The following is a 14,443-nucleotide window of genomic DNA, read 5'->3' as shown; positions in this document are numbered from 1 at the left end:
TAGTGCGGTTTTTGTCTGTGTTTTATTAGGTGAGTGATCTTAGGATTACGAGTGTTGGGGCATCAAATTAGTTAGGGCTTTCAGTTACAAAGCCCTAGGGTTATGGCGACTTTAATATTATTGATGAATGCTATTGGCTTTAATCTAGCCGGCTTGTTTGAGATCGCCACCTTAACTTCGGGCTTCGATCTTCAAGATAAAAAATGCCCCCCACTTGAGCAACAAGCTGGCTTCCCAGCTTCCTGCTAAGGCCAGCCGTTAGTATTTAACAAACACCACACTTGATAACGCCGGCACAGTAAAACCTTTTTCATCTACCCTACTCTGCTTTAGCACGGCATCCACGCTATTTTGTTGGATGGGATGTAGTTGATAATCGTTAGCTTGAGGGTAAGCAAATGTTTGTGCTTTAGTGCTGGTATTAAAAATCACCAGTAAACTTTCCACATTTTCATCAACGCGTTGGCCAAGTGCGTCATCTATTTTCATTACCAACAAACCTAAAGCTTGATTAGCCACTGAAGGCTGACTTAGGTTAAGAAAACTCACCTTGGCGATAATATCCTCAGCGGTTGTTAATCTAAATAATGGCGAGCTCATACGTAGAGCTATCATCTCTTCAAATATCTTAGCGCTAAAGCTAATGTCTTGAGCGCTAACATGATCTCGCCCTTGATGACCTTTACGTACTTGGTTAATTAACGGCCAGTTATCTTGGTCTTTATCACTGGGCGGCAAACCAACATGGTAGTAATTTTTATGCTGAGTAAAATCAACACGATTAAACCAATCGCCATAGTCATAACTGTCTCTAAGAAAAGATTTTGAGCGCATAAATTCACTGCCCATATGCAAAAAGGGAATACCTTGAGCATAGAGAACAAACGACAAGCTTTGTAAATGCATTCTAACGCGATCAGCGGTTGAAACATCAAAAGCCAAACGATACTGGCTGTTATCCCACAGCGTTTGATTATCATGCTTTGAAACATAATTAATAGTATCCGCAGGGTCTAAGGCGTAGCCTGTTGGCTGATCGCCATAAGGAATATCTTTGCCTAGTATCGCTTTACCCTCAATAAGATAAAGCGGAAAGTTTGATAAATTCCCCGTTAAACCAATGCGTAGCTGATCCATGCGAAGATGGTATGCTTGCACATTATTTTTTTGTGATGAAATACTTTGTGTTTGACGCTCGTTTGGCTGCATCAGTAAACCATTACCTAGCCCTTGTGAATCACGCGTATTATTACCACCGCCACGCACGGCATCACGTAATCTGTCGCTATAAGTACCTATTTCACTGCCGCCTAGCTCTAGTTGACTGGCTTGAACAAAACGAGTGTTGTTCGCAACTTCACCAAAGTTCCAACCTTCGCCATAAAAATAAGTATCCGCATCTACTGCTCGCACCGCTTCTCGCGCTGCCAGCATGGCACTTTTGGTTTGATGGCCCATCAAATCAAAACGAAAGCCATCTATTTTATAATCACGCGCCCAAGTCACCAACGAATCTGACATTAACTTTGCCATCATTACTCGCTCGGTCGCGGTATTGCCACAGGTGTAACAGGTTGACTGTTCGACTTCACCGGTGATGATATTAAGCCGGTGATAATAATGGGGCACAATTTTATCAAGCACCGACTTTTCTTTTAAACCAAATTGATAAGTATGATTATAAACAACATCCATAATGACGCGAAAACCTAGGCGGTGAATACTTTGCACCATTTCACGAAACTCAACTAAACGGCTTTTACCTTTTGGATTGAGTGCATAACTCCCCTCGGGTACCGTGTAATGAAAAGGGTCATAACCCCAGTTAAAATTATCAAATTGACGCAGTTCACTCACCATTTTTTGCGCTTGAGCACTGCTAGCATCAAAACTAGCGAGTAGTGATTTCAAGCTTTGTTCTTCACTGAAATCATTTAAATAAGAAAAATCAGTGCTACAAATATGGCTAGTTGGCGCAATATCACATACTTTTACCTTTACTTGAGCAACAGTATCATTGATATCCACCGACTGACTGTCGTCTTCATTAATAGAGGCTAAATCGTAAGTGGGCAGTAAATGAATATTGTTTAAGCCCGCTTTTTTAAGTGCCTTTAAATGGCTTATGCCACTGGAATTTTGCTCGCTAAACGCTTTGTATTTTCCTCGAAATTTATTATTCGACAGCGCATTATCATCAGAACTAAAGTCTCTAATGTGCGTTTCATAAAATATATTATCTTCAATGTTTTCAACCTTAGGCACAGTCTGGTTTTGCCAGTTAAGCGGTTGCGTACTAGCATCATTTAAATCAACTACCTGTGAATATTGACTATTAACAGACAAGCTAAGTGAATAGGGGTCTGTGGTGATCAGTGTTTCTATTTGCTTTGATTGAGGATGATAAACAGTGACTTGGTATTGATAGTAAGCGCCATCGAGTGAGCTATCACCCACAACAGACCAAATACCAGACTTGGTATCTTCAAGCATTGTTAGGCTAGCGGTTGATGAGGGAGATAAATCGTCATTAAAAAGTAATAATTTGACCTTTTGCGCTGTTGGAGCCCATAACTTAAAGCTCACGTCATTTTCAGTGATCTTGGTGCCTAAGTTTGTTTCTTCATTGGCATCATTTTCACCTTGCGTATAAAGGGCGTCTAACACCGCGCCCGTTTGTACGAAATGCACATCTTGTATTTGCTTATTTTGCGCCAGCCCAACAACCACTAATGGCTGCTTTAACCATGTTTTAGCTTGCGAAGGTAATAACTCAACTTTATAGGCTTGAAAATCAGCAAGATGTGGAAATTTTTTCATTAAATAATCAGGTAAATTAACCGCTAATAAATCAAGGGCCGCAATATCTGCTTTTGCTAAATTGAGTAACTGGTAAAGTACCTGTTGGTTAGCTTTAGGCATAACCAATAAATTTGGCGTTAGCCAGTGAACTGAACTATCACTCGCTTGGGCAACTAGCTCAGCAGGTACAAGTGAGTTTGCTTCAGCTACCGCTGCAAGCGAATTGCTCTTTTTCGACTGTTCACTGCAAGCCGTTAACAGTAGCGCCGCAAAACATGATGCATAAATAAAAAGTGATCTATAGTTCTTTTTCATTGTAACCAATCAAGTAAGTTTTCCTTGCCCTTAACTTACTTGTTAAGGGCATATAAAAAAACCCATTTTGCTATTTTGCATACGTATTCAGTTTAATATTACCCGCTAGTATGGCGACTGTATGGCTACTATATGACTACTGTATGGCTACTGAGTATCATTGAAGCTGCTCGATGCAACTTCAATCAGTCAGGTTAATTTGAGCATTATAGTTTGGGCTGTATCAATTAAATCAGCTTATTGCTATGGCGTTGACGCAACCATAAAATGGCCTAGCTTAAGCAAGTATCTGATCGGACTAAAACAACTTTTACCGCGTTATTTAGTTTCTCATCAGCATTCTCATCAACACCCTCATCAACAGAGTGACTTACTTATTTTAATAACTGTCGTTGCATACGTATTCAATCGATTTTTTGGATAAATACACCGAGTGAATACGTATGCATACGCTATTCATCTGCCAGTCAGCGCTTTATATTAAAGTTGTTCAGAAATGGCCGTCTGTTTAGCTTTATTTAACCAGATGACATGACAAGACTAATAAAAAATATAATTATTAAGCTAATGGGAAAATAGCTTATAAAAATTAATTAAGCTCATGGGAAAATGGCTTATAAAAATTAATTAAGAATCAGCCAGGGGAACCTTTCAATGTTAAATTTTAAACCAAGTAAAATGACGTTAGCGTTAATTTCAAGTGGCCTTATCGCCTTAAGCACACCAACGTTTGCTGCTGAAGAAGTCGCCGCAGCGAAAAAGAATGACGAAAAAGAAATTGAAGTCATTCAAGTGAGTGGCTTTCGTAAAAGTATTGTCGAATCTATCAACCTTAAGCGTTATTCATCAAACGTAGTTGAGGCTATTTCAGCAGAAGATATAGGTAAATTGCCAGATTCTTCAATTGCTGAATCCATTGCTCGTTTACCGGGCCTAGCAGCGCAGCGTATTGATGGCCGTGCGAGCAAAGTCAGTATTCGTGGTTTTGGCGAAAATGAAAGTGGCACCACCTTAAATGGTCGTGAGCAAGTGTCGATTGGTGATAACCGCGGCGTTGAATTTGACCTGTACCCCTCTGAAATTATGAGCGGCGTTACCGTTTATAAAACACCCAATGCTAGCCTTGAAGGTGAAGGTATCGCCGGTGTAATCGATTTACAAACCATTAAACCGTTAGACCAAGACGGTCGTGTTATTCAATTTAATGGTACCTATGAAAAAACCAGTTTTGATAAGTTAAACCCTGATGGTGATAATGATGGTTTAAAAGGCACCTTCTTCTATATGGATCAATTTGCTGATGATACCTTAGGTGTAGCTTTTGCCTACACCACCATGGCCTCGCCTAACCAAGAAAAGCGTTGGAATGCATGGGGTTATCCTGAATTTGAATATGAAGATGGCTCAAAAGGTTCTATCTTAGGTGGTGCTAAGCCATTCGTTCGCTCATCTAACTTAGAGCGTGACTCAGCTATGTTAGTGATTGAAGCTACGCCAACCGATGACATAAAAATGACCTTTGATGCACTTTATGTCGACTTTTTAGATACCAAAATTTTACGTGGTATTGAAATACCTTTCGCATGGGGTCAAGGTTCTATTTCGGCTGATACCGCGGTAATTGACGCGGCAACAGGCTTTGTTACCAGTGCAATCACACAAGATCAACGCGTTGTAGTACGTAATGACTATGAAGAACGTGAAGCACAATTAATGTCATTGGGTTTTAATACTAACTGGGCCGTAACGGATGGTTGGACATTAGATTTTGATGTAGCTTATTCAAAAGTTGAACGTGATGTGTACAGTGTTGAAAGTTATGCTGGTACGGGTCGTGGTGATAGTCGAGGTGCTGGTGATGACTTAGGTTACACTTTTAACTCAGGCAATACCGGTGCTACTTTCTCTCACGGCTTAGATTATAGCGATTACAACCTAATGCAACTAGGCGGTCCATTAAGTTGGGGTTGGAGTGGCGCATTAAATGACCAGTATGGCGTTACCGGTACTGAGTACGAAAACCAATTACAAGATGGCTTTATCAATACCCCAAGCATTGATGATGAGCTAATGTCATTAAAGTTTGCCGCTAGCCAAGAGCTTGATTCAAACTTCATCACTGAAATTACTTACGGCGTTGCTTATCGCGAACGTGAAAAAACCAAGCAGTCTGAAGGTTATTTCATGACCTTAAGTGATTTTTCTCTTGATAATCCAGGCATGAAAGTTGTACCAGAAGAATACCGTGAAGGCACTGCTAACTTAGACTTTATTGGTATGGGCGATATGATCGCTTATGACACTATGGGCTTAATCAAAGATGGTTATTATAACCTAATGCAAGAAAGCTTAACTAATCCAACCCATGCCACCAAGTCTTGGATGGTCAATGAAAAAGTAATGTCTGCTTTTGTACAAGCTGAAATATCTTCTGAAATTGCGGGTATGCCATTAACCGGTAATGTGGGTGTACGTTATGTTTATACCGACCAATCGTCACAAGGTAATGCTTTTAACACCGTTGATGGTTTAGTGGTTACTCAACCGACTGACGTGAGCCATGACTATAGTCACTTTTTACCGAGTGTAAACTTGTCAATGCAAATTGACGATACTCAAACATTACGCTTTGGTGCTGCAAAAACTATTTCTCGTGCACGTTTAGATGAAATGAATGCGTCATTTAACGCATCATATAATCAACAACCCGATACCGAAGGTAACTACTGGAGTGTCTCAGGTGGTAACCCTTCACTTGAGCCAAAAGAAGCCATTGGACTTGATTTATCTTATGAAAATTACTTCAGTGCTGAAGGTTACTTTTCCGTAGCTCTTTTCCACAAAGATTTACAAAACTGGATCTTTGATGGTAGTTACGCCGTGGATATGACTGGCGTAGCAAACCCAGCTACAGGTGAAATACCCGCAACAACATCAGGTACGGGTAATGGTAAAGTCAATGGTGGCGAAGGCACACTTTGGGGTTATGAATTATCGGCCACTTTACCTCTTAACATGCTAACAGAGCATCTTGATGGTTTCGGACTTATTGCGAGTTATACTGGCATTGAATCTGATATGAAAGATCAAAATGATAATGACTACGAGTTACCTGGTTTATCTAAAAGTATTACCAGTGCGACCTTTTATTACGACAAAAATGGTTTCTCTGCTCGTGCCAGTATGCGTAAACGTGATGCCTTTAAAGGTGATGTTTACGGCCTAGGTTTCAATACAGTACAAGTTGATATTGTCGGTGAAACTATTTTTGATGCACAAATTGGTTATGACTTCGCTGAAGGTGGTTTTGAAAGCTTAGAAGGTTTATCTATCTTCTTACAAGGTTATAACTTAACTGAAGAGCCATTCACCTCATTACAAGGTGAAAATGCACTACAAGTCCGTGATTACCAAGACTACGGTAGCTCTTATTTATTAGGCTTTAGCTACAAAATGTAATTTTTTAGTCTAGTGCGATAAAGTAAAGCCCTTGTGATAATCTCTTGCAAGGGCTTTTTTATACCAATTTCATTAATTAGGTGGTCTACTTTATACGCAGGAAAAATGGCCAAATACAAGGCATTTATTTTAATAACTAGTTGTTCTAATTATTAAATAAATAACGCAGTAGTGGGTTATTTTAACCAGTAAAAATGATCAGATAATGAGTGAGATTAGTATTAATTAACCTACACTGCTATCAGGTTCGAGAAATATTATGCATAAAAATAACACTCAAGGTCAGATAAAAAATATCGTTATTGTCGGTGGTGGTACCGCTGGATGGATGACAGCTTCACTACTCGCCAAAGTACTAGGTAAAACCCTTGATATTACTTTAGTTGAATCAGATAACATTGGCATTGTGGGTGTTGGTGAAGCCACCATACCTCCTATCGTTAACTTTAACAGCGCTATTGGCATTGATGAAAAAGCGTTTATTAAAGCCACTAAAGGCACAATGAAACTGGGGATAGAATTTAATCACTGGCATCAAGACGGTGAGCACTATATGCATGCTTTTGGCAGCATAGGTAAAAAATTCCCTTTCTGTGATTTTCATCATTTCTGGCAAAAACATCAACAATTACAAAATGGCAGCGACAATATTGACGGTAACAGTTTCTGGGATTATTCCTTAAACTACCAAGCCGCTAAGCAAGGTAAGTTCGCGCCAATTAAAAAAATTCTCAATACCAATTTACCTGGGTTAGCCTACGCTTATCACTTTGATGCCGGTTTATACGCTAAATTTTTACGTAAACACGCAGAGGGCTTAGGGGTAAAGCGCATTGAAGGAACGATTACCGACATAGCACAAGATGATAAATCAGGCGATATCAACAGCGTAACACTTGAAGATGGCACCAGTATTAGCGGTGATTTATTTATTGACTGTACGGGCCTAGCGGCTATTTTAATAGAAAAAACACTCAGTACCGGTTATGACGACTATTCTCACTGGTTGCCCTGTGATCGTGCCATCGCCGTGGCTTGTGAAAAAACCGAAAATATTGAACCTTACACCCGCTCAACTGCCCATAAAGTTGGCTGGCAATGGCGTATTCCACTGCAACATAGAACAGGGAATGGCTTAGTTTATGCCAGTAAACACATGAGTGATGAAGAGGCTAAAGCGTTATTACTAAAAAATATTGACGGTAAACCGCTAGCTGAGCCAAAAATCATTTCATTTAAAACCGGTCGCCGCCGTAAGCAATGGAATAAAAATGTTATTGCCATTGGTTTATCTAGTGGCTTTTTTGAACCCTTAGAAGCCACTAATATTCACTTAATTCAAACGGCTGCTACGCGCTTAGTTAAATTTTTTCCTCACCAAGGTATTAACCTTGAAGAAGTTAACGAATTCAATCGTCAATCAAAGGTGGAGTCTGAAGGTATTCGCGATTTCATTATTTTACATTACAAACTCAATAACCGCGGCGATAGTGAATTTTGGCGGGCTTGTCAGCGCATGGATGTACCTGAGTCATTAATGAATAAAATTCAGTTATTCAAAAAAACAGGGAAAGTATTTTGTCAGCCTGACGATTTATTTACTGAAACAGCATGGCAACAAGTCATGATAGGTCAAGGTAATATACCCGAAGATCATCACCCATTAGTGGATACCTTATCAGAGGAACAGGTAGACGATTTAATGAAAAACTTAAAAATATTAATCAATCGCACGGTAGATAAAATGCCAAGCCATGATGATTTTTTACGTTCACTATAAGCGTGTTTGGTAACAACAAACCTATAACTTAAAAACCAGTAACTTAAAAATATTAGTCTAACAAAGCTATCGTTTATAAAAGCGGTGAATTAACAAATTTACCGCTTAAACATATCTTCATGAGGTGTATGCAATCCGTTGTTCTACTTCTGTGGACGTGGCACTTGCAGCACCTACAAAAATAGCATCATGACTAAAATAGGTTTCATCATGAATTTTTTTAAAGCTTATTATTCAGTTTCACTACTAGGTTTTATTTAATAGGACTAGGTTTAGAAACCTGTTCCATTAAATCATTATTCCATTTTCCTTCTACCGATACATGCGCTAAAGCGCCCAACATAACGGCTTCAATTAAGTTATGGTTAACATAAGCATAACTACCAGGTTGTTTAAAGGTATACATTGCTGCAACAGCTGAACCGCCAAGTACTGACCATGTTTCTTGATTAGTGATCGGTGTGTCATTAAATGAACCACCTGGCCATACAAGATCGCCGTGACCACCAATCAAATGGATACGGGTGTCACGATTTGCTTCTGAATGTAGGAATAAAACCGTTTCACCTACTTTGGCTGTCATGGCATTTTCACCCGTTAAAGCACCCACTTTGCCATTAAAGGTAATATGTGTCGGAATTAAACCTCGCATTACAGCCATAGTGTCAGCCATGCCTTCTACCGGTGAGTTATAACGTTTGTATTTACCATGGTCATCTTTAGGCACATACCAATCTTGCTCGCCGATATAATAGGCTTTGTCATAGCTTACAGGTTGACCCTTTTCATCTTTTAAACCTTCACGAGGTAAAATCATAATAGCGCCATTCATACCTGAAACAATATGGAATGGAATCATTACACCACCTGGTGCACAATGATAAACAAACACACCCGCTTTAGTGGCTTTAAAACGAAGTACAACTTGTTCGCCAGGAGATACATCAGTTAAAGCACCCCCACCCAAAGCACCTGTTGCCGCATGAAAATCTATGTTATGGAGCAGTGTATTTGTTTTAGGATTTTTCAGGGTTAGCTCCACATAATCCCCTACATGCGCGACAATCATTGGACCGGGGTTTGAACCTTCAAAGGTCATTGCTTGGACAAATGCGCCTGGTGATATTTCCATCTCTTTTTCAACCACTTCCATGGTCATGGCAATAATTTTAGGGCCACCCTTAGCCACTTGCTCATGCTTAGGTAAAAATGGTGGTGCTACTAATATTTGTGTTACGCGCTCAAGTCCTTGCGCCTGTGATGCAAGGCCTACTTTAGCCGTATCAAGTGTCTCACCAGCATATGACCCTGCCGAAAAGGTTACCAGTGTTGTAGTAACTGCGATACTTAGGGCTAATTTTTTAAAAGGATTCACATTATGTCTCCAAGGTTTATTATCAATTACGTTATAACCAACGCTAAGTCGTAACCATACCTCAAAACTTTTATATATCATTGATTTAGATCAAAAGAGCCATTAACACATCTAAATCATTTAAACGACATTGGTAATGCTTTTTACAACATTGCCGTAGTGTCGCCATCAGAAAAATGAAAATAGACAGCAACTAAGCATAGAAATATTGGGAATATACCTAACTCGAAAATCGGCAATACATACTGAACAATACATACTGAATGAAATAGCTAACCTCACACCAAACACCCAACAAGTGAGGTTGACTTCAACTTGTCGCCAAAAAAAGCTAACAGAGGGGGTTGTTGTGGATAAATTACGATAATTAATTCTCTATTAAGATTTTTAATGCAATAGAGTGTTTAAAACGAGCATCAGTAATTCAGACCGGTATTTGATTTCATGGTAACTCAATGACTATGGTGGATAAGCGGACTATATATTGAGATAAATTTTAGTCCGCTGACCTAAGAGGTAACCGATAACTAGCTTCCGCTCAACACATAGCATAGTGAGCTTCCAACTTTAGTTGATTTTGCCTATTGGGTGTTGCCATATTTATTGAGATGCTGCCAACTTTATTCAGCTGCTACTTCAGGCCAGTTTATTTTTGAGCCATCAATACCATTTTTACAACTCATAGGATCATTACCTTTATAGTTTCTACAGCCCCAAAATTCGCCATTTTTACTGGAACGTAACACCATCTCTGCATTACATTTTTCACAAGTGGGTATGACATTTTGACATGATGGATTTAAACAAATTTTAAAGCCTTTATGACGTTTTTGGCTCATGGGGCTTGCACAGTTAGCGCAAGGTTGTTCTGTATGCTCGCAGCGCGGAAAGTGTGAACAGGAATAAAAAGCGCCATACTGACTGGCGCGTTTTTTTAATCTGCCGGTTTCACAAACCAGACAGTTTAGCTCATCAATAAATGCTTGGCTGACTGCACTGCCAAATTCATCCAGTTCAAGGTCAAGGCTATGTTCATCGATAAGCTCTTTAACAAAGCAACTAGCATTGCTCATATCGGCAATAATATAAACTCTGTCTTTAGCCCTGGTTAGCGCCACATAAAATAATCGCCGCTCTTCTGCATAAGCAAAAGCTTCTTTTTTAGCGAGCAGTGCATCAAGCAGTGCCGGCGTTGCTTTTTCAGAAGGAAAGCCATGCGCGCCTTTTTTCAGTCCGATAATAATCACATAATCAGCCTCTTTACCTTTTGAAGCATGAAAAGATTGCGCTTCAATGTTTAATAGCGAGTATTGATTATTTAATTGCTTTAACGCTGCTTTACTGGGTAATTGAAACCAAAAACGCGCCAGTAAGTAAACACTCACTGGCTGAGATACTTTAGCTGAAATAGCGGCTAAAACCTCATCAACCGCGCCATTTTCCAGCTCATTAATCACATTTTTGTTTGATGAGTTAAAAGCCGCATTCTCACGTTTCAGCAGTGAAACCGCAGGGGCTTGAACCTGTTTAAATGCGTTAATTTTTTTATGAATTTGTGCTGGATTTTTACCAATAAAATTGGTCGCGACTTTGCCAATTTTATTATTAAAGCGAAAGGTTTTATCTAATACTGATTGCGTGGTGGCGCCAAAAAAATCAGCAAAACCTGTGGTTAACCTCAGGTCTGCACCACTAAAACGATAAATAGCTTGCCAGTCGTCACCAACGGCAAAAATTGAACAGGCTTTATTATTATCACGTAATGCTTTCACTAATCGTGCCCGCGGTGCTGATATATCTTGAAATTCATCCACCATAATATAACGCCACGGCGATTTAAATTGCCCCGTTTGAACATAAACTAGCGCTTTATTGATCATATCTTCAAAATCAATTTCTGCTTGGCGTGTTAAATGGGCCTCATAGGCCCTTAAAATGGGCTTAAGTAACACCAGTGCCTTGGCGGTTTGCTGTGGATCAGCAGAATGGGCAATAACATTATCTTTTAAGCTACGCTCTAACGTGCTCTCTAAGCTTGAGTCGACATCAGCCGCTTTATAAAGCCCAACTAACTGACAAAACAAGCTAGCGAGTACGGTTATTCGTCCACTTTCTTTTAAACTTTCCAGTATCGCTTCATCAGGCAGTACTTCAACGGCAATTTTTTGGCGAGTAAAAAACGCGGCTAACGCGCTAATTAACCGACCTTGTTTATGCTGCGCGTAGCTTAATTCAAGACAAGGGGTTTGATAATGCTGATGAGTATTGCGCTTCCATGTTATCGCCTCATGGTAGGCCTTTTTATCAATAAAAGGCGCGGTATTGCCTTGCTCATCTATAGCGTAATATTCAATATAAACATTCAATTCAGGCAGAAAAAAGTTTGGTTGATATTGCTTACGCGCTATGGTTTTTAGCTTGTGTGCATAGCTAGCCTCATATTGGTATTCTATACCGTGATTAAATAACCAATTGGCAATAGTGAGCTCAGCAAAACTTTTAACTTTATCGCCTTTTAAACTCCGAATATCGTTGTCGGTTAAATATTGGTAGTACTCACCTAAGCTATTAAAATCAAAGTCATTTCGCTCAGCGTAATAATACTGAGTAAAATATTCGATGAGTAAATATCGATACTGAGCATGCTGATCAATTAAGCGTTCAAAACAGCTTTGGATCCACTTAGCCTTAGTTTTTTCATCTGTCGCTAATACCGACAAGCTAGGTTTAACCCCTTCCACCTGAGCAATAATATTTAGGCCTAAACTATGAAAAGTTGTCGCACTTATTTCAGTAGTCGCCAGTTTGTCTTTTATTCTCTCATCCATTTCGTCAGCGGCTTTACGGCCATAAGCCAGTAATAACATTTCACTAGGCTGCGCTTGTTGGCTATTAAGTAAATACCCGGCCCGCCCGACCATAACACTGGTTTTGCCTGTGCCAGCGCCCGCTAACAACAAATTATTATCATTGTCGATAATACAAGCTCGGCGCTGGTGAAGTGTTAAAGGATTAGACTCAACATTATCAAAAAAGTGTTGATGAACTTGCAGCTGCCGCTTGATATAGCGTTCACGACAATCATCTATATCATGCGCTTGCCAATGTTGATAATGGTTAAGCAATTGCAGTTTTTCAGTCACCATTGCTTTTGCTTTACTGGTGTTGACCCAAGGAAACCAACGCGTAACCTCTTGATTAACCGTTAATTGAACGCGTTTAATGCTCGATTGTCGTAGATATTGCTCATGGGTGATTTTTTTTATCGCACTTAATAATGTGTCAAGCCGTTGCATGTTAGCCGCGACCCAAAGTTGCTGACAATGGCCCTGCTGCATAAGCCTTGAACTATAAGCTAGCATAGTAAGAACATAGCTTTTATTAGCCGTTTTTAAGGTAACAATTTGCCCAAAAAAACTGATACAAAACATCGGAGGGGCTAGAAGATCTTGCCATTTAATTTCGATTAAATTGTTTTCAACATCAAAAGACAAGCCAATTTCATTGATATTAATTGTCGTGTTTTTACCTATAAAACGGCCAAAAACACTTGAAGGGATATATTTCATTTACAACAAAAACCTAACACTGGAGAGAGAAAACAGGGAAAGAACTTATTCTAACATTAGTCATGTAAACAGGTAGAAATAAAAAGCACTAGGCACTTTGTAGGTTGGACTTTAGTCCATCAAGTTAAATGAAATTTAACCGTCAACAGCACAAATACCGAAAAAAAAATATTACCCGCGATAGCTATTGGTTAACCCACCTCGTTAATTTCCCGCTAAGCAGTTGACAGACTAAAGTCCATCCTACAAAAATCAAAAGAAATTCACAAGAAATCATACAAAACTCACAAAAAAAAGCCCACCCCCAAATTATCACCCGTACGCCTTTGTAGGTTGGACTTTAGTCCAACAAGTTAAATGAAATTTAACCGTTAACAGCATAAGTACCAATAAAAAATAATACCCGCGATAGCTATTTGTTAACCCACCTCGTTAATTTCCCGCTAAGCAGTTGACGGACTAAAGTCCATCCTACAAAAATCAAAAAACACAAAAAAATCCCTGCACACAACGCCAAATGACCACCCGTAGGCACTTTGTAGGTTGGACTTCAGTCCAACAAGTTAAATGAAATTTAACCGTTAACAGCACAAATACCAATAAAAAAATATTACCCGCGATAGCTATTTGTTAACCCATCACATTAACTGCCCGATAAGCAGTTGACGGACTAAAGTCCATCCTACAAAAATCAAAAAAATTCACAAAAAAAAGCCCAGCCCCAAATTATCACCCGCAGGCACTTTGTAGGTTGGACTTCAGTCCAACAAGTTAAATGAAATTTAACCGTTAACAGCACAAATACCAATAAAAAATAATACCCGCGATAGCTATTGGTTAACCCACCTCGTTAATTTCCCGCTAAGCAGTTGACGGACTAAAGTCCATCCTACAAAAATCAAAAAACACAAAAAAATCCCTGCACACAACGCCAAATTATCACCCGCAGGCCCTTTGTAGGTTGGACTTCAGTCCAACAAGTTAAATGAAATTTAACCGTTAACAGCACAAATACCAATAAAAAAATATTACCCGCGATAGCTATTTGTTAACCCATAACGTTAATTGCCTGCTAAGCAGTTGACAGACTAAAGTCCGTCCTACACAAAAAGCACAAAAAGCACAAAAAGCACAAAAAGCACA

The 14,443-nt window shown here is 39.4% G+C and carries 5 protein-coding genes; 2 read left to right on the top strand and 3 right to left on the bottom strand.

Annotated elements, in window-relative coordinates; translation table 11 throughout:
• Positions 1–258: 258 nt before the first annotated feature.
• Positions 259–3,117 (bottom strand): pullulanase-type alpha-1,6-glucosidase, encoded by a 2,859-nt coding sequence (gene pulA, locus H4J41_RS14555; RefSeq protein ID WP_182135344.1) that lies wholly within the window; start codon positions 3,115–3,117, stop codon positions 259–261.
• Between the two features lie 654 nt (positions 3,118–3,771).
• On the opposite strand from pulA, the gene H4J41_RS14550 reads away from it, so the two are divergent.
• Positions 3,772–6,576, top strand: coding sequence for a TonB-dependent receptor (locus H4J41_RS14550; RefSeq protein ID WP_182135342.1), 2,805 nt, complete (start codon positions 3,772–3,774; stop codon positions 6,574–6,576).
• A 259-nt stretch (positions 6,577–6,835) separates the two neighbouring features.
• Complete coding sequence (locus tag H4J41_RS14545; RefSeq protein WP_182135340.1) at positions 6,836–8,356, top strand: tryptophan halogenase family protein; 1,521 nt, start codon at positions 6,836–6,838, stop codon at positions 8,354–8,356.
• A 253-nt stretch (positions 8,357–8,609) separates the two neighbouring features.
• On the opposite strand, the gene nirK is transcribed toward H4J41_RS14545, so the two are convergent.
• Positions 8,610–9,731, bottom strand: coding sequence for a copper-containing nitrite reductase (gene nirK / locus H4J41_RS14540; RefSeq protein ID WP_310649780.1), 1,122 nt, complete (start codon positions 9,729–9,731; stop codon positions 8,610–8,612).
• 620 nt (positions 9,732–10,351) lie between these two features.
• The gene (locus tag H4J41_RS14535; protein WP_182135336.1) at positions 10,352–13,300 is read right to left on the bottom strand and encodes a UvrD-helicase domain-containing protein; all 2,949 of its coding nucleotides are present in this window, start codon (positions 13,298–13,300) and stop codon (positions 10,352–10,354) included.
• Positions 13,301–14,443: the final 1,143 nt, after the last annotated feature.

Origin of the sequence: Colwellia sp. MB3u-45, from assembly GCF_014077005.1 — a bacterium.
Taxonomy (GTDB): Bacteria; Pseudomonadota; Gammaproteobacteria; order Enterobacterales; family Alteromonadaceae; genus Cognaticolwellia.
The sequence above is the reverse complement of the archived record's forward strand: the minus strand, read 5'-3'. Positions and strand labels throughout refer to the sequence as shown.